Here is a 19,139-nt window from a genome sequence, read left to right as displayed (position 1 = left end):
TCAGGCGGACTCCAGCTCGGCGGCCGCGTCGCTCTCGAGGGCGAAGGCGGCCTTGAACAGGGCGCGGGTGTAGGGGGTCCGGGGATTCGCGAAGATCGTCTCCGCGGCGCCCTCCTCGACCACGTGGCCGTTCTGCATGACGATCACGTAGTTGGCGAGCGCCCGCACCACCTTCAGGTCGTGGCTGATGAACAGGTAGGCGAGTCCCCGCTCGCGCTGGAGGTCGCGCAGCAGGGTCACGATCTGTGCCTGGACCGAGCGGTCGAGGGCCGAGGTCGGCTCGTCGAGGACGACGAAGCGGGGGTTGAGCACCATAGCCCGGGCGATGGCGATGCGCTGGCGCTGGCCACCGGAGAACTCGTGCGGGTAGCGGTCCATGGCGGCCGGATCGAGCCCAACATCGGTCAGTGCCTTGGCGACCACGGCCCGGCGCTCCGCCCGCGAGCGCGCGGCGCCCTGCACCACCAGCCCCTCGGCCACGATGTCGGCCACCGACATGCGAGGCGACAGCGAGCCGTAGGGATCCTGGAAGACCACCTGCATGTCCTTCCGCAGCGGGCGCATCTGCGCCACGCCGTAGCCGTCGATCGCCTGGCCGAGGAAGACGATCGGCCCCTCCGAGCCCGTGAGCCGCAAGAGGGCGAGGCCGAGGGTCGTCTTGCCCGAGCCGGACTCGCCGACGACGCCGATGGTCTCGCCGGTCCGGACCCGCAGGGAGACGCCGTCCACGGCCCTGACATGGCCGGTGACGCGTCGGAGCAGGCCCGACTTCAGCGGGAACCAGACCTTCAGGGGGCCGGCCTCCAGGAGCGGCGCGGCGTCGGCCGGGACGGGGTTGGCCCGGCCCTTGGGCTCGGACGCGATCAGGCGGCGCGTGTACTCGTGCTGCGGGTCCGCGAAGACGGCCTTGGTGGCGCCGGCCTCCACGATCCTGCCCTTCAGCATCACGCAGACGCGGTCGGCGATGCGCTCGACGATGCCGAGATCGTGGGTGATGAACAGCATCGCCATGCCGAGGCGCTTCTGCAGGTCGGCGAGCAGCGCCAGGATCTGCGCCTGCACGGTCACGTCGAGGGCCGTGGTCGGCTCGTCGGCGACCAGGAGGTCGGGCTCGCAGGCGAGCGCCATGGCGATCATCACGCGCTGGCGCTGGCCGCCGGAGAGCTCGTGCGGGTAGGCGCCCATGCGCCGCTCGGCGTCGCGCAGGCCCACGAGTTCCAGAAGCTCCAGGATCCGCCGGCGGGCCGCCTTGCCGGTGAGGCCGCGGTGCAGGCCGAGCACCTCGCCGATCTGCCGCTCGATCGTGTGGAGCGGGTTCAGCGAGGTCATCGGCTCCTGGAACACCATGGTGATGTCGGCGCCGCGCACGTCCCGCATCGCCCGCTCGGGCAGCCGCGCGAGGTCGCGGCCCGCGAACAGGATCCGCCCGTCCTGACGGGCCGCGGGGTCGAGGAGGCGCAGGATCGCCAGCGCCGTCACCGACTTGCCGGACCCCGATTCGCCCACGAGCGCGACGGTCTCGCCCCGGCGGATGGTGAAGGAGACGCCGTCGACCGCCACGGTCTCGCCCTCCCGCGCGCGGAACGCCACGGAGAGGTCCTCGACGGCGAGGAGCGGCTGGGGATCGACCTCTGACATGAGCCCCTTATAGCGCGCCCGGCCCCGGACCCTAGCCCGCGCGGACGCCGCACGGGGTCGAGCGGGGAGGGCCGCGCGGACAGAGCCGGCCGGACGGATCCGCCGGCAGCCTCGGAAGATCGGCCCGGCGCCCTGCGGCGCCGCGGAGCTACCGCACGGGCGCCCCGGGATCGATCGCCGGCAGCTCGTTCGCCGGGAGCCCCGTTCCCGCCTGGGCCTGCGGCCCTGCGGCACCGCGGGCGCGGTTCGCGAGGGCCACGGTCAGGCGCTCGGCGGTCTCGGGCTGCATCACCGCCAGCACCTCGGACATCTTCCGGGGGTTCATGGCCAGCACGATCGGGACCAGCACGTCGAGCCCGAGCCGGTCGAACACCCGGGCGGCGTCCTTGGGCTTCATCGCCTCGTACATCGTGACGATGTTCTTCAGGCCCTGCTTCTCGGCCTCCTCCTTGGCCTTCGCGGCGGCGTCGACCTTGTCCTCGGCCTTCTTGAGGTCGCCGAGGCCGGTCTCGAGCTTGCGCTCGGCCTCGCCCAGCATCTTCTCGCGCAGCTCCAGCTCGTCGCTCTTCTGGCGCAGGGCGTCGCGCCGGGCGCCGAGCTTCTCGAGGAGCAGGCGTTCGGTCGGCGAGGCCGGGCTCCCGGCCGCGGGCGGTCCGGGCCGCGGCGGGGGCGGCTCCGGCGCCTTCTCGGTCGCGGCGGCCGGCGCCTCCTTGGCGCCCACCGATCCGGTCGTCACCGGGTCGAAGGGCTCGTAGCCGGTGCGCGCCCGGGCGACCGCGCGCCCGTACTCCGGCAGCGCGGCGCTCTCCGGCAGGCCGGCCTGCAGCAGGCTGAGCAGCTTGAGCACGAGCAGCCCGCCGGCCGCGAGCGCCACGGCGTCGATGAGGCGCAGCCGAAACTGCCGGACGGGCTTCCGGCGCGCGCGCCGCTCCGGCGTCGCGGCGCGGCGTATCCTCTCCTCGGGATCCGGCTTCGGCGGCGGGATCTTCGGGGCCTTGACCCCGGTCACGCGGCGCGCGCCCGGACGCGGGCGAGGGCGCGCTCGCTCATGGCGAGGGCCGCCGCGGCCGCCACGCCGAGGCGCTCCCCGTTCGGACCGGCGTGCTCCGGCCGGCGCTCGGCCGGGATCTCCGGCGCGCGCGTCGGCTCGGGGACGGCCTGCGGCGCGGGCCTCGGCTCCGGCGCGGGCTCGGGACGGACCGGCACGGCGCGCATCTGCGCCACGATGGCGCCGATGCGGGTGATCACGCCCTCGCCGGCCTCGACCTGCAGCCGCAGCTCGCCGGCGCGGATCGTCGCGGTCTCCAGGCTCGCGTTCAGGGTGCGGTCGCCCTCGTCGATCGCCGCCCGCAGGCCCGCAATCGCCCGCTCGGCCGTTCCGGTCGCGACCATCAGGTCCCCGATGGTCTGGCGGAGCGCGGCCTCGTCGCCCTTCATCTGACCGATGCGGCGCGAGAGCCGGAGGGACGTGACGATGGTCGCCGCCAGGAGGACGGCGACCAGGATGTCGGCCGCGAGGGTGACGAAGAGACTCATGACCGGACCCTCATCGGCACTAGCTGTCCGAGCGGTTGTTCATCGAGGCCTCGTAGGCCTGGATCGTCGTGCGGGAGCGGCGCAGCGGCCGGGTGACCTGGACGGCGATATGCCCGTCGACCCGGCCGATCCGCCCCTGGGTGAGCGCCCAGTCGCCGCAGCGCACGGTGATGAGGTCCGAGGGCTTGGCGTCGAACATCAGCGTCTCGCCGACCTTCAGGCTCATGACCTGCTTCAGCGGCAGCATCATCTCGTGCAGCACCGCGTCCATGGTCACGTCGGCCTGCCAGATCTCGGTGGCGAGGTGACCCTCCCAGACATGGTCGCGGCCGAGCTTCTCGCCCATGAAGCTCTGGGTCAGGAGCTCCCGGATCGGCTCGATCGTCGCGTAGGGGAACAGGATCTGCAGCATGCCGCCGCGCCCGTCGACGTCGAGGCGCAGGCTGATCAGGATCGCGGCGTTGCCCGGCCGCGTGATGGTGGCGAAGCGCGGGTTGGTCTCGATCCGGTCGATGCCGAAGCTCACGGGCGAGAGCGGCTGGAACGACATCTCCAGGTCGCCCAGCACGATCTCCACGAGGCGGCGCACCAGCGTCATCTCGATGGCGGTGAAGGGCCGCCCGTCGAGGCGGCTCGACGAGCCGCCGCGCTTGCCGCCGAGCAGCAGGTCGAAGGTCGCGTAGGCGAGGTTCGAGTCGACCGTGACGAGGCCCGAGTTCTCCCACTGCTCGGCCCGGAACACGCCGAGCAGCGTCGGCAGCGGGATCGCGTTCAGGTAGTCGCCGAAGCGCACCGAGGTGATGTTGTCGAGGGTCACCTCGACGTTGTCCTGGAACAGGTTGCGCAGGGAGGTCGACAGCAACCGGATCATCCGGTCGAAGACGATCTCCAGCATCGGCAGGCGTTCGTACTGGACGACGCCCGAATCGACGATGGCCTGCACGCCCCCGGCCCCGGAGGCCGAGAGCTCGCGCATGGAGAAGCCGAGGACGCCGTCGATCTCGTCCTGGTTCAGCACCCGGTCGTTGCCGGCGAGTTCGGGGAGGTTGTCGCTTTCCCCGTCCTCGATCATCGTCGCCCATTCGGCGGCGACGTCGCCCGCGTTGCGCGTGGTGCCCTGCTCGGCGAGCGCCGCGCCCCATTCCTCGGCCAGCGACGTGTCGCCGCCCTCGGCACCCTGCTCCAGGAGTGCTGCCGACCAGTCGTCCTCGGGGAGTTCGTCCTCGGGTTCCATCAGGCGTGCTCGATCGGGGCCCGGCGCGGCGCGGCGCTCGAGGAGAGGACCGGAATCGCGGGCGCGCTCACTGGACGATCACGTCCTTGAACAGCACCGCGTCGACCTTGGCGGGGTACAGGGCGATGTTGACCCGGCGCAGCAGCTCCTCGCGCAGCCGGAACAGGCCCACCGAGTTCGTGATGTCGCTGGCGCGCAGCTCGCGCATGTAGACCTGCAGCGCGTCCTCGACCCGGGGCATCAGAGGCCGCACCTCCTCCTCGACCTTGGCGTCCTTCAGCTCCAGGGAGATCCGGACCTTCGCGAACCGGCCCTTGTCCTGCGGCAGCTCGGGCGAGAGGTTGAGGAGCATCTCGCGCACGTCGACGAAGACCACGGGCTTCTTGCCCTCCGGGCCGGCGCCCTTGGCGTCGCCGCCGCCGTGCCCCCCGCCGTGGTCGCCGCCCTGCGCGGCTTGCTTGCTGTCGCCGCGGCCCATCATCACGAACGCGCCAGCGCCGGCGCCGCCCACGACCAGGACCGCGACGGCCACCATGATCATGAGCTTCTTCTTGCCCTTCGGGGCGCCCTCGGCTCCGGTCTCGCCTTCCTCGGCGGAGGCCTTCTTCGGCTTCTTGGCCATGGAATAATGCTCTCTCGCGGGAGACTGCGCGCCAGGTACACCTGGATATCGGAGCATCACGGTTAACGTGCCGTTAAGGAGGCAATTCCTGCCGGGTCAGGTTTGCCGCGGCGCAGCCCCGGCGCGGCCGGAAGTCCCCGGAAATGCTAATTAAGTCTCTGTCACAGCGATAGAATTTGCCGCGATTGAGGTTGGCACAGCGGATGCTGAATGGATCGTTGCCGCCTCCGCGGCCCGCGAGTCCCAGAGTCCACGATGCAGAATGCCCTCTTCGTCGGCGTGTCGAGCCAGATGGCGCTCCAGCGCGAGCTGGACGTGATCGCCAACAACATGGCGAACGTCTCGACCACGGGCTTCAAGGCGCGCAACACCCGCTTCGAGGAGTACCTCATGCCGGTGGCCAGCGCGGACTCGTTCGCCCGGCCCGACCGGCGCCTGTCCTACGTCATCGACCAGGGCACCACCCTCGACCTCGGGCAGGGCCCGATCGAGCAGACCGGCAACCCGCTCAACGTGGCGGTCAAGGGCGCGGCCTTCATCGCCGTGCAGTCCCCCCAGGGCGAGCGCTACACCCGGAACGGCGCCTTCGAACTCGACGCGCAGGGCACGCTCGTCACCAGCGACGGCTACAAGGTCGTGGGCGAGGGGGGGCCGATCAGCATCAACCCGCAGGAGACCGGCCTCGCCATCGGGCCCGACGGCACCGTCTCGACCAATCTCGGCATCCGCGGGCGGATCAAGCTCGTGACCTTCGCCAACCCGCAGCGGCTGACCAACGAGGGGGCCAACCTCTACGCCTCGCCGGAGCCCGCGCGCGCCGCCGGGATCGACGGGCGCCTCGAGCCCGAGTCGCTGGAGCGCTCCAACGTCCGCCCGGTGATCGAGATGACCCGGCTCATGGACGTGAACCGGTCCTACGCCATGGTGTCGAGCATGATCTCGCGCCTCGACGACCTGCGGGGCACGGCGATCCGCCGCCTCGCCGACGTCGCCTGAGGAGGCCTGACCGATGCGCGCCCTCTACTCCGCCGCCACCGGCATGGCGGCTCAGGAACTCAACGTCCAGGTCATCTCCAACAACATCGCGAACCTGCGCACCACCGGCTACAAGCGCCAGCAGGTGCACTTCCAGGATCTGCTCTATCAGAACCTGCGCCGGGCCGGCGCCTCGACCTCGCAGCAGAACACCCAGCTCCCGGCCGGGCTCAGCCTCGGCTCGGGCGTGAAGACCACCTCGACGGCCCGCGTGATGTCGCAGGGGACGCTCTCCTCGACCGAGAAGGATTACGACGTCGCGATCCGCGGCGACGGGTTCTTCCGGGTGACGCTGCCGGACGGCCGCACCGCCTATTCCCGCGACGGCTCCTTCGACCTCTCGGCCCAGGGCCAGCTCGTCACCCGCGACGGCTACCTCCTCGATCCGGCGATCACCGTGCCGCAGAACGCGACGTCCGTGACGATCAGCGCCACGGGCGCCGTGCAGGCGAACATCCCGGGCCAGACGGCGCCGCAAGCGCTGGGCCAGTTCCAGCTGTCGCGCTTCGTCAACAAGGTCGGCCTCGAGTCGATCGGCGACAACCTGTTCGTCGAGACCGCCGCCTCCGGACAGGCGATCAGCGGCCTGCCGGGCGCCGACGGCTTCGGCAACCTCCAGCAGAGCTACCTGGAGGAGGCGAACGTGAACGCCGTCACGGAGATCTCGTCCCTGATCGCCGCGCAGCGCGCCTACGAGATGAACTCGAAGGTCGTCACCGCCGCCGACCAGATGCTCTCCACCACCACGCAGATGTTCCGCAGCTAATCGCGCGACCCGCACCCCGCTTCAGGCCCCTGACCATGTATGCCGGCATGCATCCCGACCCGCTCGATCCCGATTTCGAGACCCTCGACCTGCCCCGCGTCGCCGCGGGGGACGGGGACGACATCAGCCCGATCGTCCGGCGCGTCCCGCCGCGGGTGATGCCCCTCGGCGGCGCCGTCATCCTGCGCGCGGTGCTGGCCTTCCTGACCTTCGCGGTCCTCGGCGCCCTGGCGATCCCCGCCATGGCGCGGGCGGACGTCCTGCGGCTGCGCGGCGACGTCACCGCCCGCGGCGACGTCCTGACTCTGGCCGATCTCGTCGAGGGCGCACCCGATCGCCTCTCCACGCGCCCCCTGTTCCGCGCGCCCGCCCTCGGCGCCACCGGGACGATCCAGACCCGTCGCATCCTCGACGCGGCGTCCGCCCTGGGCCTCACCGGCCTGGAGACCGGCGGTCGGCTGCAGATCGCCGTGCAGCGCGCCGCCCGCCGCCTCGGCCCGCCGGAGATCGAGGCGGCGCTCAAGCGCGGCCTCGAGGTCGGCTACGGGCTCAACGTGCGCAACATCGCGGTCCGCTTCGACGGGGACGGCCCGACCCTGCTGGCGCCGGTGGACCTCGAAGGGCAGGCCGTGGCCCTGGACCTGACCTACGACCCGCGGACGCGCCGCGTTGCGGGCCTCGTCAGCCTCGGCGAGCGGCAGGCGTCGCTGCGCGTCTCCGGCGTGGTCATGGAGCTGCGCGAGGTCGCGGTGCTCACCCGGAACCTCAACCGCGGCGAGCCGGTGAAGGAGGGCGACGTCGCCCTGGAGCAGCGCCCGCGCGACTCCGTCGCGCCCGACGCGCAGGGGAGCGTGACGACCATCCTCGGCGAGGTCGCCCAGAACACGCTGATGGCCGGCACCGTGCTGCGGGTCACCGACACGGCTCCGCCCGAGCTGGTGGCGCGCGGCGAGACCGTGACCATCGTGTACGAGACGCCGAGCATCAGCCTGTCGATGCGCGGCCTGTCGAACGATTCCGGCCGCATGGGCGCCGTCGTCAACGTCGTCAACGTCGCCTCCAAGAAGATCCTGCAGGCCACCGTGATCGGCCCCGGCCGGGTCTCGGTGAGCCCCAGCCCCGCGGCTCAGCAGGCCGCCGCCGCCCCGGTCCAGGCGACCGCGTCCCTGCGCTGACCGCCCGCCCTGCACGCGTCGAAGAGTGATTGCCCGATGGCCCGTCGCACCGTCCTGAACCCGCTCGCCGCCGCTCTGATCGCCGGCGCGCTCGGGGCCTGCAACACCGCCGACCGCCTCTCGCAGGTCGGCGCGACCCCGGCGCTGTCGGCGATCGAGGACCCGACGGCGCAGCCGGGCTACAAGCCGGTGCGGATGCCGATGCCGGACGTGCAGCCGGTCTCCTACGCCCCGAACTCGCTGTGGCGCACGGGCTCCCGCGCGTTCTTCAAGGATCAACGTGCCGCCAAGCTCGGCGACATCCTGACCGTGAAGGTCAAGGTCACCGACCAGGCGAACATCAGCAACGAGACCAAGCGCTCCCGGGCCAACACCGAGAGCTTCGGCCTGCCCAACGCCCTGGGCCTGGAGAACAACACGGTCGGCAAGTCCTTCGGCGTCGGCAGCACCGCGCTGCTCTCCGCCACCTCGGCCACCGCCAATGACGGGGCCGGGTCGGTCCAGCGCACCGAATCCGTCACCACGAACGTCGCCGCGGTGGTGACCCAGGTCCTGCCCAACGGCAACCTCGTGGTCGAGGGCAAGCAGGAGATCCGGGTCAACTTCGAGGTGCGCGAGATGATCGTCGCCGGCGTGGTGCGGCCCGAGGACATCGAGTCTGACAACACCATCGACTCGGCCAAGATCGCCCAGGCCCGCATCGCCTACGGCGGCCGGGGCCAGATCACCGACGTGCAGCAGCCGCGCTACGGCCAGCAGATCGTCGACATCCTGCTGCCGTTCTGAGGCCCCTCAGCCCGGCTCCTCCGGCTCCGGCCCGCGCGTGACGTCGAGGCCGGAACCGGCGCCGGGGGGCGGCCCGACCTTGACCGGCGTGCCGGTCCGGGCCGCCTCGTAGATCGCCTCCATCAGGACCTGGTCCTGCAGCCCCTCCTCGCCGGGCGTGCGCGGCCGCAGGTTCTCCTGGATGCACCGCGCGAAATGGTCCAGCTCCAGGGCGAACTGGTTCTTCGGGCTCAGAACCTTCTCGTCCCGGGCGGCATTCTTGCCGTCGCGGTGGCCGACATAGAGACGCTGGCCCTGGTAGGCGAAGGCGTTCTGGAGATCGACGGAGGCGGTCCCGGTGTGCAGGGTCAGGCTCCGCGCCTCGTAGACCCCGTAGCTCGACAGGCACTGGGCGATCACGCCGGACGGGAAGTGGAGGGTGAAGCTCGCCGTCTCCTCGACCTCGCGGTACTTGGGATCGTCCGGCGGCGAGTGGATCTGGGCCTGGATCAGGTTCGGCTCCTCGCCGAGCACCGCGCGGGCGGTGTTCAGGCAGTAGAGCCCGATATCCGGCAGGGATCCGCCGCCCGCCAGCGCCTTCCGCAGGCGCCACTGCTCCGGCAGTCCCGTGGTCTGGCCGTTGAACGCCTGGATCAGCCGGGGCCGGCCGAACTCGCCCGAGCGGGCGAGCTTGATCACGGCCCGGTTGTGGGGCTCGTACTGGCACCGGTAGGCGATCATCAGCTTGACGCCGGCCTTCGCGCAGGCCGCGATCATTTCCCGGCACTCGTCCGAGTTCACGGCCATCGGCTTCTCGCAGAGGATCTGCTTGCCGGCCGCCGCGGCCGCCACGACGTTGTCCCGGTGCACGCCGTTCGGCGTGACGATGTAGACCGCCTGGACATCGGGGTTGGCCTTCAGGCGGTCCCACGCGTCGTAGCCGTAGACGGCGTCCTCCGGCAGCCCGTACTGCCGCGCCACCAGCTTCGCCTTGTCGGGTGAGCCCGACATCACCGCCGCGAGACGGGCGCGCTTGGTCTCGCCGAAGGCCGGCAGGATCTCGTCGAGGCTCAGGCGCCCGAGACCCACGACGCAGTAGCCGACGCGCTGGGCCGGCGGCTGCGGCGCCGGGCTCGGGGCGGGCGGCCTGTCGCCCGGCCCGCGCCAGTTCGGGAACATCACCCGTCCGCCCTGAACGGCGCCGGTATCGGCGGGAACCGAGGGGCCAGGCGGGGCGGCCTGCGCGCCGCCGCCCACCGCGGCGCCGGCCAGGGCGCCTCCGGCCGCGAGGAGAGTGCGTCGTGAGAGCCGGGTGTCGTCCGCCATGTGCCTCGCCGTGTTGCCGGATCGGGAGGGCCGCGCCCGGGGCGCCGCCCGCGCCGGGAACCGCCGGGTGGCGGGACCGCGCCCTCAGTGAACGCGACCCGGCTCCGGGCTGTTTCCGTCGAGCAGCGCGGCGCGCAGACGCGCCACCTCCGCCTCACTGGCGGCGAGCCGGCGCGCGATCGCCTCGGGCTCCGTCGCCGCGCGGGTCTCGGCGAAGCCGAGGCCGACCGACTCGCCCGACCGCCAGGCCACGAAGGCGCGCCGAGCCTCGCCGCGACAGGGGATGAACAGCTCGACGCAGTCGGAGAGCACGGCCTCCGCCGGCAGCCGGACTCGCGCCCCGTCGAGGGACACGTCGCGGACCGTGCAGTCGATCTCCGGCAGGAAGGCCGCGACGCGCAGCCGACCGCCCAGGCAGACGCGGCGTCGGGCAGTACGGCGGCGCTCGGGCACGATCGCTTGACCCTGGTGGTTCCGGTTGCGGGGACAACCACCATCCAGCCCGGACGAGCCCCGCCCGTCCACCTTAACCGCGCGTTTACCTTAACGCCGGGCTCAGGCGGGCGGCGGCGGGTCGGGCGCCTCGACCTCGCCGCGGCGCTGCAACTGCAGGGCAACGAACCAGCACAGGGAGGCCCAGGCGGCGCCGATGCACCAGCCGGCCAGGACATCGCTCGGCCAGTGCACGCCGAGATAGATGCGGCTGATGCCGACGAGGAGCGTCACGCTCACCCCGAGCGCGAGGACCAGCGCCTTGGCGCGGCGGTTGCGCTCGACCCGGGCGATCAGCGTCGCCAGGGTCAGGTAGGCGATCGCCGACATCGTGGCGTGGCCGCTCGGGAAGCTCGCCGTGAACACCTCCATGCCGTGGGGCACGAGGTCCGGCCGCGGCCGATGGTAGAAGATCTTCAGCACCGTCGAGACCAGCTCGCCGCTGCCCACCGCGGCGAGGACGTAGAGGCCGATGCGCCGGCGCCCGGACACGCCGAGATAGGCCGCCACCGCGCAGGTCAGGAACAGCACGGTGAAGACGCTGCCGAGCCCGGTGATGTCGCGCATCGATTCCTCGAGCCAGGGCGGCCCGATCGGGTCGGCGAGATCGGCGGGGTTGCGCAAGGCGAGCAGGATCCGCCGATCGAGGGCCGCGGTGGAGCCCTCGCCGACCTCGTGCGCGAGGTAGAAGAAGCCGTAACCGAGGATGCTCAGGCAGAGCAGGGCGACGAGGGGGCCGACCTCGTTCAGGCGCAACCGCAGCCACACTGCCAGGGCGGGCTCGATCAGCCGGTTCTGCCGCAGGTTGCCCGGCGCCCTCATGCTGCCGTCCTCCGGCGCGCGTCGATGACCATCAGGTATTCTCTCCGAAGGGCAGGCGGGCGACGGCGTCCCAGGGGCCGCCGCGGTAGCGCCAGAGCAGGGTGCCGGGCGCGGTGAAGCGGAACGGCGCGAACCCGGCCGAGAGGTCTGCGTGCAGCGCCCGGGCCGTGTCCGGCGACACCTTGTTCTGCACCGTGACGTGCGGGCGCCAGCCCTGCCGATCCTGGGCGGTCAGGTGGGCGGCGAATTCCTGCGCGAGACGGGCCCGGAACCGCGCCAACGCGTCGGAGTCGAGCGCGTAGGCGACGCCGCGGCCGGTGAAGCGCAGGCCGGTCACCGCGACCTCCGGCGGCGGCACCGTGCGGGCGAGGGCGGTGATCGCCTCGATCACGCCCCGCTCCCGATCCCCCGGCAGGTGGTGGAACAGCGTCGCGTGCGCCGGGATGCGGTTCAGGGCTTCGGGGAAGTGGCGCCGCCGCTCGCCGTCGAACCGCGCGAAGGTCGGTTCGTCGAAGGCGAGCGTCAGGATCAGGGGGTCCGCGTCGATCATCGGGGCCAGATGGCGCCCGTGGGGCTCAGGTCCAGTACAGGATCCGCGCCGCCGGCAGGTCGCGGGCGAGGCACGCGGTGAGATGGGCGCGCATGGCCTGCATCAGGGGCTTCGGGAAGACGTGCTTCACCGAGCCGAACTTCGTGCGCTTCTCGACGCGCTCCGCCTCGTCGAGGGGCAGGTCCGAGCCGGGATACCAGCCGCGCAGCACCGCCTTCGAGCCCGGCGTGAACCGGTGGGTGATGAGTTCGGCGGTGAGATCCAGATCGGGCACGCCGGCCAGCGCGTCGGCGGCGGCGCGGATCAGTCCGGCATAGGCGCCCTCCCAGTCCGGGACGGGCAGGATCGGCGCGACGGTGAGGCCGACCGGATAGCCGGCCCGCGCCGCCGCCGCCATGGCGGCGAGCCGCGCGTCGAGGGGATCGGTGCCGCCCTCGTAATGCGCGGCCGCCCGCGGATTGACCGAGAAGCGGATGCGCGTGCGCCGGTTGTGCGGCAGGTCGAGGAGCGGCTCGACCGCGGCGAACTTGGTGGTGAAGCGCAGCTGCACCGGCGCGTCCCAGGCGCCGAAATGCCGGATCGCCGCCGAGAGCGAGCCGGTGAGGTGCTCGATGCCGAGGGGATCGGTGTAGCAGGACGCCTCGAAGGTGGTCCCCTCCTGGGCCCGCTCGGCGGAGGCCGAGGTCACCGCGCCGCGCCCCGCGTAGTCCGCGAGGCTGCCGAGAATCGCCGCCAGATTGGCGTAGGCGCGGGTCACCGGCGGCCCGGACAGCGAGCCCGCGAGGTAGCAGTACTGGCAGTGGGCTGGGCAGCCCTCGGCGAGGTCGAAGCGCCAGTCGGCCGAGGGCGGGATCGGCTGCAGCCGCAGCTTGGTCGGCGGCGCGACCGTGAGCGCGAGGGTCGCCTTGGCGGCCGCGTAGGCCCGGCGAGGATCCGCCTCGCGCGGGCTCGGCAGGCGGTTCGACGGCAGCCGCTCCACCGGCAGGCCCAGCGCCTCGGCGCGGGCCAGCATGGCTCGCCCGTGAGCGTGCTCGAGGGCAGCGGGCATCACCAGCACCCGGCGCGGGCGCCACAGGCGCGCCGGGCGATCGGGCGCCGGGCCCGGGCGCTCCGGGCGATCGCGGGTCTCAACGGCCGGGGCGGGCGAGGGCGGCATGCCTGACGAACGCGCGGTGCCGGCACCGGGTCCGGCCTAGTCGCCCGGTCGCGGTGCGGCTAAAGCACCGTCATGGCTGCAGGCAGGGAGAGCGTACATGTCGGCCGCGACGGCTGGTTATTCCTCACCGGAGGGACCAACCGAGTCATGGACCGGTATCGCGGCGGCCTGCGGCACTGGCTGCTGCTGCGCGGCTGGGCGCGGCTGATCAGGGCCCGCGCGAGGCGGGCCGAGGGCCTCGGCATCCGCTGCCTCCACGTGATCGTGCCGGAGAAGCTGTCGGTCTACGACGACAAGACCGACGGCCTGCGCTACGCCCCCGGCAAGGCCTCGACCCGGCGGCTGGCCCGGAGCCTCGCCCGGGACCCGGCCTATCTCGATCTCCTCGCCCCGCTCCGCGCCGCCCGGAACGGACCGGTGCCGCTCTACCTGCGCACCGACACCCACTGGACGGCGCAGGGCTGCCTGCTAGCCTACCGCGAGATCATGCGGGCGCTCGGGGCGATCCCGCCGGCCGATATCGGCGCGCGTCCGGGCATCGTCTCGGACCAGCTGATGGACCTCGGCGAGAAGCTGCCCGATCGGCCGCGCGAGCGCCTGGAGCGGTTCATGCTGCAGCGCGACGCGACGCGGGTGGAGACCGGGCCGCTGCTCGCCGCCTACGAGGCGGAGGGGCGCGACCGGGAGGTGCATGTCGGCGCGCATGTCGTCTACCGGAACGCGTCAGCGACGGCCGATCCGCGCCGGCTCGTCCTGTTCGGCGATTCCTGCGCCCATTTCGACCCGTTCCTGCTGACCGGGCTGCTCGCCGAGAGCTTCAGCGAGGTGCACTTCGTCTGGTCGTCGAGCCTCGACTGGGCCTATATCGAGCGGGTCCGGGCCGACATCCTGCTGTTCGAGCTGGCCGAGCGCTTCCTCGCCAAGCTGCCGAAGGACGATTTCGACGTGGCCGTCGCCGGCCAGCGCGGGACCGGCGGCCGCCTCGCGAAGCTCCGGACCGGCGGCCTCGGCGCCGTCGGACGCGGGGCGCCGCCTCAGTAGATCGCCGGATCCAGACGGGCGAAGTCGGCGACGCTCGCCGCTTGGTACTTCGCGAAGGATTCCGGCGCGCACGCGATGCCGATCATCAGGACGAGGAGCGTCGCGAGGCACGCGAGCGTCGCGGTGACCACGTCGGCGTGGCGCCGCAGGGCGTGGATCACCAGGCACCCGAACGTGAACAGGGCCGCCTCGGCGACGGGCACCAGCGCGAACGACATCACTTCACCTCCATCGATCCCCACCGGGTCGGGCAGCTGCGGCACGCGCACGGCGACGGGTGGGTGACGCGACAGATGGCCGAGTTTGCTGCACCGCAACAGACGGGCGAGCGCAGGCCTGCCTTGCGTGGCGTTCGCGGGCTACGGGGGACCGCCCGAGGGCGGCGCGACCCCGGATCGACGTGGCGCGTCGCGCGCCGCTCCGCACGCGCCTTCACACCGGCCGCGCGAAGCCCATCTGGTCGGATAATTCGAGCAAGCGGAGACGACGATGGGCCTCCTCGTGGACGGCATCTGGTGCGACCAGTGGTACGACACCGCCGCGACGGGCGGCCGCTTCGAGCGCAAGGCCTCCGTCTTTCGCAACTGGGTCACCGCCGACGGGTCGCCCGGTCCATCCGGCGCGGGCGGCTTCCGCGGCGCGCCGGGGCGCTACCACCTCTACGTGTCCCTGGCCTGCCCCTGGGCGCACCGCACGCTGATCGGCCGCGCCTTGAAGGGGCTGGAGGACGCGATCTCGGTCTCGGTGGTCGACCCGCACATGGGCGCGGAGGGCTGGGTCTTCGGCGACACGCCGGGCGCGACGCCGGACCCGATCCACGGCGCCCGGCGCCTCTACGAGGTCTACCTGGCGGCGGATCCGTCCTACAGCGGCCGCGTCACCGTCCCGACCCTCTGGGACCGGGAGCGCGCCACCATCGTGTCGAACGAATCCGCCGAGATCCTGCGGATGCTGAACGACGCCTTCGGAGGGACCGGCCCCGACCTCTATCCGCCGGACCTGCGCGCCGAGATCGACGCCGTGAACGCCCGCGTCTACGACCGCGTGAACAACGGGGTCTACAAGGCGGGCTTCGCGACGAAGCAGGAGGCCTACGCCCAAGCCTTCGAGGCCCTGTTCGCCGAACTCGACGCGCTGGAGGCGCGCCTCGACCGGAGCCGCTACCTCTGCGGGGAGCGGCTGACCGAGGCCGACATCCGGCTGTTCACCACCCTGGTGCGGTTCGACGCCGTTTATGTCGGGCACTTCAAGTGCAACAAGCGCCGGATCACCGACTACCCGAACCTGTCGAACTATCTCCGCGACCTCTACGCGTTGCCCGGCGTCGCGCCGACCGTGAACCTCACCCACATCAAGCGGCACTATTACGAGAGCCATCCGACCATCAATCCGACGGGAATCGTGCCCCTCGGGCCGGAGCTGGACTTCGCCGCGCCGAACGATCGGGCCCTGCGGTTCGCGGGCTAGGGCCGGCCCCGATCGTGCTGCGACGGCCTGCAAGACCGGCCTCTCCGGTCCGGACGGCCGCGACATGCCCCCTCTCCCCTGCGGGAGCGGGGGATCCGCGCGTCGTTCCGCCCGGCGGGCCCCCGACTCACCCGCCGTCGAGCCGGTTCTCGGGCGGAGACCCTCGACGGCAGTCGCCGCGCGCCTAGTTCGGCTCTCAACCGGAGGATGCCCGACACGCCATGACCGACCGCCTGCGCCTCGCGCTGCTCTGCGCCCTCGTCAGCCTGCCCTCCGCGGCCCGCGCCCAGGCGGCGCTGCGGCTGGAGGGGACCTGCGAGAAGCTCGTCATCGGCACGCAGGACCTGAGCCGTGCCTGCAGCAACGTCCTGACGAACGCGGTCAGCCGCAACCGCACGAGCTTCGACTTCACCACCGCCGACGGCCAGACCCTCAGCTTCAGCGGCAACGGCGCCCAGCAGGAAGCCACCGAGGAGACCGATCCGCTGCAGCCGATCAACGTCGTCACCACGGGCAAGGACGGTGCCCCGATCCTCGCGATCGGCGCCTGCCGCTTCTCGACGCCGGAGCCCGGGCGCACCGCGATCACCTGCGAGGCCAGCACCGCCGACGGGCGCCCCTTCGCCGGCACGTTCGTGACCGCCGCCAAGGCGGCGGCGGGAGCGCCGGCCGCCGCGCCGCCGCGCTGAGGATACCGGTCTATGGGCTGGTCAGATCGGGGCGGAAGCCCCATTTAAGGGGCTCCACGAAAAAGGTTCCGAAGCCAGACCGATGCTCAACGACACCCTCGCCGCGGGCGGTGCCCCGGCCGGCGACACCGGCTCCCTCATCAAGGACACGACCACGGCGAGCTTCCGTCAGGATGTCATCGCCGAGTCGATGCACCGGCCGGTCCTAGTCGACTTCTGGGCGCCCTGGTGCGGGCCGTGCAAGCAGCTCACGCCGGTTCTGGAGAAGGTGGTCCGGGAGGCCGCGGGCGCGGTCGTCCTGGCCAAGATGAACATCGACGAGCATCCCTCGATCGCCGGTCAGCTCGGCATCCAGTCGATCCCGGCTGTGATCGTCTTCCAGAAGGGCCAGCCGGTCGACGGCTTCATGGGCGCGGTTCCGGAGAGCCAGATCAAGGAGCTGATCGGGCGCGTGGCTGGCCCGCAGCAGGACCCGCTGGAGGCGGCCCTCGCCGACGCGGCCGCCCTGATCCAGGAGGGCGACCTCGCCGGCGCCGCCGAGATCTACGCGGCCGTGCTGGAGCAGCAGCCCGACAACGTCACCGCGCTGGCCGGCCTCGCGAAGATGCAGCTCGACGCGGGCGAGATCGAGAACGCCAAGCGCGTGCTGGCGATGGTTCCGGAGGCGAAGGCCGGCGACCCGGCCCTCGTCGGCATCCGCGCCGCCCTGGAACTCGCCGAGCAGGCCGCGTCGCTGGGCGATCTCGCGGGCCTGCAGCGGGAGGTCGAGGCGAACCCCGACGCCCATCAGGCGCGGTTCGACCTCGCGCTCGGGCTCGCCGCCCGGGGTGAGCGCGGCCAGGCCGTCGATCACCTGATCGAGCTGCGCAAGCGCGACAAGGACTGGAACGAGGACGGGGCGCGCAAGCAGCTGCTGCAGTTCTTCGAGGCCTGGGGTGTGATGGACCCGGACACGATCCGCGGCCGCCGCAAGCTCTCGGCGCTTCTATTCTCGTGAGGCACCGGCTCGCACCCCGGCCCACCGATCGGCCCCTCTGGGAGGCGCCATGAGCACCCATGCGAGCTACAAGGGCCCTGCGGACTGCCCTCCCGTCATCCCGGTCTTCCCGCTGTCCGGCGCGCTGCTGCTGCCGCGGGGACAGATGCCGCTGAACATCTTCGAGCCGCGCTACCTGGCGATGGTCGACGATGCCATGCGCACCGACCGGATCATCGGCATGATCCAGCCCGATCCCGAAGGCTCGAGCGGGGCGAACCCGAAGCTCTACCGCGTCGGCTGCGCGGGCCGCGTGACCCAGTACGCCGAGACCGGCGACGGTCGGTACCTGATCTCGCTCACCGGTGTCACCCGGTTCCGGGTCGAGAGCGAGCTGGCCTCGATCGGCCCCTATCGCCGCTGCCACGTCTCCTACGACGAGTTCGCGGTGGACTTCGAGCCGCGGGCGGGCGAGGAGCAGGTTGACCGTGACGGCGTCCTCAAGGCGCTGCGCGATTTCGTGGAGTCGAACGACCTCAAGGTGGACTGGGCCGGGATCGACGAGGCGCCCGACGAGGCGCTGGTCAACGCCCTGTGCATGATGAGCCCGTTCGGGGTGCGCGAAAAGCAGGCGATGCTGGAGGCTCCCGACCTGAAGACCCGGGCCGAGATCCTGATCGCGGTCACGCAGATGGAACTGGTTCGCGGCTCGGGCCCCGAGTCGCCGATGCAATAGGTTGCCTCACCGATGTCCAACGATCTCACCGCCCCCGTCGAGGCGACCCGCGTCGACCCGAAGCTCCTGGAGATCCTCGTCTGCCCGCTGACCAAGGGCACCCTCGAATACGATTCGGCCCGGCAGGAGCTGATCAGCCGCTCGGCGAAGCTCGCCTACCCGATCCGCGACGGGATCCCGATCATGCTGCCCGAGGAAGCCCGTCCGCTGATTGACTGAGCGCCACCGGCCGCTCCGGCCGTCGTGCGGCGGAGCGGCCTGACACGACGCGCGGGACGGGCGGGGGACTGGAATGCTGCCCGCGCCCGCTGGCAGATCCGAACGCGGCCGGCCCGGACCTTCCGATGCTATTTCGCCGAGAGCCTATTCGGCCTCCGGCGCCCGGGGCACGCCCGCGGAGAGGGGATCAGGAACAGTTCGAAGGCGCTCGTCCGCGGGCCCGGCGGCTCCGGTCCTCCCCGTTGAGATGCTGGGCTACCTCCGCGCGTGTCCGTGATGAGCGGAGACCTGGACGGCCCGATCGCCAGATCAGGCGACAGCATCGGCGGCGTCGAGCTTGACCATTCTTCGCGGGCTCCTCAGCCGTAATCTATCTTGAACAGGCGGGAGGCGGCCATACTCTTGCCGCTTCCATCGTTCAGCGTCGGGTCATCCTCGATCGATGATTCTGACCGTGCACGCCGCTCCGGACGGCGCTCGCTTCGCTGAAAGATTGCATCGCATGATTAAGCTGACCGCGGTCGCGGCTCTCGCCGCCGGCCTGTCCCTCCCGACGTGCCTGCCCGCCAGCGCGGGGTCGAGCACGCATAACGGGCGGTGGTCGGTGGAGCTCGTGACGGAGAGCGGCCTGTGCAGCGCCCGCTACACCTACGCACTCGCCATCCGCGAGGGGCAGGTGCAGCTCATTTCCGGCAGCGCCGGGGCACAGGTGAACGGCCACGTGCGGCCCGACGGCAGCGTCGGCATCACCGTCAGCAACGGGACGGCGAGCGGCACCGGCACCGGGCGGCTCCAGGCCGGCAGCGGCGCCGGCACTTGGAAGGTCTCGTCCCTGTGCTCCGGTCACTGGACCGCGCGGCGCAGCGACACCCGCACCGCGCAGGCCGATTGAGG

22 protein-coding genes are annotated in these 19,139 nt (G+C 71.9%); 11 read left to right on the top strand and 11 right to left on the bottom strand.

The window, feature by feature from the left end; translation table 11 throughout:
* The 5 genes from ACTJK8_RS13935 to fliL form a co-directional block, all read right to left on the bottom strand.
* Nucleotides 1-1,638 carry an ABC transporter ATP-binding protein gene (locus ACTJK8_RS13935; protein ID WP_012317820.1) on the bottom strand — a complete coding sequence of 546 codons (1,638 nt, stop codon included), beginning with the start codon at nt 1,636-1,638 and terminating at the stop codon, nt 1-3.
* Nucleotides 1,639-1,786: 148 nt separating this feature from the next.
* Entirely contained in the window at nt 1,787-2,647 is an 861-nt protein-coding gene (locus tag ACTJK8_RS13930) for a MotE family protein (protein WP_012317821.1), read from the bottom strand.
* Nucleotides 2,644-3,174, bottom strand: coding sequence for a DUF6468 domain-containing protein (locus tag ACTJK8_RS13925; RefSeq protein WP_012317822.1), 531 nt, complete (start codon nt 3,172-3,174; stop codon nt 2,644-2,646). The genes ACTJK8_RS13930 and ACTJK8_RS13925 overlap by 4 nt, the downstream gene beginning before the upstream one ends.
* A 19-nt stretch (nt 3,175-3,193) precedes the next feature.
* Nucleotides 3,194-4,411, bottom strand: coding sequence for a flagellar motor switch protein FliM (fliM, locus tag ACTJK8_RS13920; protein WP_085985309.1), 1,218 nt, complete (start codon nt 4,409-4,411; stop codon nt 3,194-3,196).
* Nucleotides 4,412-4,475: 64 nt separating this feature from the next.
* A complete protein-coding gene (gene fliL / locus ACTJK8_RS13915; protein ID WP_012317824.1) occupies nt 4,476-5,030 on the bottom strand; it encodes a flagellar basal body-associated protein FliL in 555 nt (184 codons plus the stop codon).
* Between the two features lie 255 nt (nt 5,031-5,285).
* Here fliL and flgF point away from each other — a divergent pair, with 255 nt between their 5' ends.
* The 4 genes from flgF to flgH are packed head-to-tail and all read left to right on the top strand — an operon-like array spanning nt 5,286 to nt 8,792.
* Nucleotides 5,286-6,026, top strand: a complete 741-nt coding sequence (gene flgF, locus ACTJK8_RS13910; RefSeq protein WP_063110197.1) for a flagellar basal-body rod protein FlgF — start codon at nt 5,286-5,288, stop codon at nt 6,024-6,026.
* A 13-nt stretch (nt 6,027-6,039) separates the two neighbouring features.
* Nucleotides 6,040-6,831 carry a flagellar basal-body rod protein FlgG gene (flgG, locus tag ACTJK8_RS13905; protein WP_024830946.1) on the top strand — a complete coding sequence of 264 codons (792 nt, stop codon included), beginning with the start codon at nt 6,040-6,042 and terminating at the stop codon, nt 6,829-6,831.
* A gap of 35 nt (nt 6,832-6,866) precedes the next feature.
* Entirely contained in the window at nt 6,867-8,006 is a 1,140-nt protein-coding gene (gene flgA, locus ACTJK8_RS13900; protein ID WP_206406919.1) for a flagellar basal body P-ring formation chaperone FlgA, read from the top strand.
* A 36-nt stretch (nt 8,007-8,042) separates the two neighbouring features.
* Nucleotides 8,043-8,792 (top strand): flagellar basal body L-ring protein FlgH, encoded by a 750-nt coding sequence (gene flgH / locus ACTJK8_RS13895; RefSeq protein ID WP_012317828.1) that lies wholly within the window; start codon nt 8,043-8,045, stop codon nt 8,790-8,792.
* Between the two features lie 6 nt (nt 8,793-8,798).
* Here flgH and ACTJK8_RS13890 read toward each other — a convergent pair whose 3' ends face one another.
* The 5 genes from ACTJK8_RS13890 to ACTJK8_RS13870 form a co-directional block, all read right to left on the bottom strand.
* A complete protein-coding gene (locus ACTJK8_RS13890; RefSeq protein WP_234741370.1) occupies nt 8,799-10,097 on the bottom strand; it encodes a Gfo/Idh/MocA family protein in 1,299 nt (432 codons plus the stop codon).
* 84 nt (nt 10,098-10,181) lie between these two features.
* Complete coding sequence (locus tag ACTJK8_RS13885; RefSeq protein WP_024830944.1) at nt 10,182-10,550, bottom strand: PilZ domain-containing protein; 369 nt, start codon at nt 10,548-10,550, stop codon at nt 10,182-10,184.
* Nucleotides 10,551-10,652: 102 nt separating this feature from the next.
* Nucleotides 10,653-11,411 (bottom strand): phosphatase PAP2 family protein, encoded by a 759-nt coding sequence (locus ACTJK8_RS13880; protein WP_012317831.1) that lies wholly within the window; start codon nt 11,409-11,411, stop codon nt 10,653-10,655.
* 31 nt (nt 11,412-11,442) lie between these two features.
* Complete coding sequence (locus tag ACTJK8_RS13875) at nt 11,443-11,961, bottom strand: 2'-5' RNA ligase family protein (RefSeq protein WP_012317832.1); 519 nt, start codon at nt 11,959-11,961, stop codon at nt 11,443-11,445.
* Between the two features lie 25 nt (nt 11,962-11,986).
* The gene (locus ACTJK8_RS13870) at nt 11,987-13,009 is read right to left on the bottom strand and encodes an SPL family radical SAM protein (RefSeq protein ID WP_085985332.1); all 1,023 of its coding nucleotides are present in this window, start codon (nt 13,007-13,009) and stop codon (nt 11,987-11,989) included.
* 180 nt (nt 13,010-13,189) lie between these two features.
* On the opposite strand from ACTJK8_RS13870, the gene ACTJK8_RS13865 reads away from it, so the two are divergent.
* Complete coding sequence (locus ACTJK8_RS13865; RefSeq protein WP_041372258.1) at nt 13,190-14,158, top strand: alginate O-acetyltransferase AlgX-related protein; 969 nt, start codon at nt 13,190-13,192, stop codon at nt 14,156-14,158.
* On the opposite strand, the gene ACTJK8_RS13860 is transcribed toward ACTJK8_RS13865, so the two are convergent.
* Complete coding sequence (locus ACTJK8_RS13860) at nt 14,152-14,376, bottom strand: hypothetical protein (protein WP_012317835.1); 225 nt, start codon at nt 14,374-14,376, stop codon at nt 14,152-14,154. The two genes, ACTJK8_RS13865 and ACTJK8_RS13860, sit on opposite strands and share 7 nt — an antisense overlap.
* A gap of 271 nt (nt 14,377-14,647) precedes the next feature.
* Here ACTJK8_RS13860 and ACTJK8_RS13855 point away from each other — a divergent pair, with 271 nt between their 5' ends.
* From ACTJK8_RS13855 to ACTJK8_RS13830, 6 genes are all read left to right on the top strand, one after another.
* A complete protein-coding gene (locus ACTJK8_RS13855; protein ID WP_029360915.1) occupies nt 14,648-15,625 on the top strand; it encodes a glutathione S-transferase family protein in 978 nt (325 codons plus the stop codon).
* A 221-nt stretch (nt 15,626-15,846) separates the two neighbouring features.
* Nucleotides 15,847-16,314 (top strand): hypothetical protein, encoded by a 468-nt coding sequence (locus ACTJK8_RS13850; RefSeq protein WP_029360917.1) that lies wholly within the window; start codon nt 15,847-15,849, stop codon nt 16,312-16,314.
* Nucleotides 16,315-16,396: 82 nt separating this feature from the next.
* The gene (gene trxA / locus ACTJK8_RS13845) at nt 16,397-17,311 is read left to right on the top strand and encodes a thioredoxin (protein ID WP_012317838.1); all 915 of its coding nucleotides are present in this window, start codon (nt 16,397-16,399) and stop codon (nt 17,309-17,311) included.
* A gap of 49 nt (nt 17,312-17,360) precedes the next feature.
* Nucleotides 17,361-18,026 carry an LON peptidase substrate-binding domain-containing protein gene (locus ACTJK8_RS13840; protein WP_012317839.1) on the top strand — a complete coding sequence of 222 codons (666 nt, stop codon included), beginning with the start codon at nt 17,361-17,363 and terminating at the stop codon, nt 18,024-18,026.
* Nucleotides 18,027-18,038: 12 nt separating this feature from the next.
* Nucleotides 18,039-18,245 carry a Trm112 family protein gene (locus ACTJK8_RS13835; RefSeq protein WP_024830940.1) on the top strand — a complete coding sequence of 69 codons (207 nt, stop codon included), beginning with the start codon at nt 18,039-18,041 and terminating at the stop codon, nt 18,243-18,245.
* 502 nt (nt 18,246-18,747) lie between these two features.
* Nucleotides 18,748-19,137: a hypothetical protein gene (locus ACTJK8_RS13830; protein ID WP_024830939.1), complete on the top strand. Its 390-nt coding sequence runs from the start codon at nt 18,748-18,750 to the stop codon at nt 19,135-19,137.
* Nucleotides 19,138-19,139 lie beyond the last annotated feature (2 nt).

It is taken from the genome of Methylobacterium sp. 22177 (genome assembly GCF_052045615.1).
GTDB lineage: Bacteria > Pseudomonadota > Alphaproteobacteria > Rhizobiales > Beijerinckiaceae > Methylobacterium > Methylobacterium radiotolerans.
Note: the sequence above shows the minus strand (reverse complement) of the source record. Positions and strands in the feature narration are given on the sequence as shown.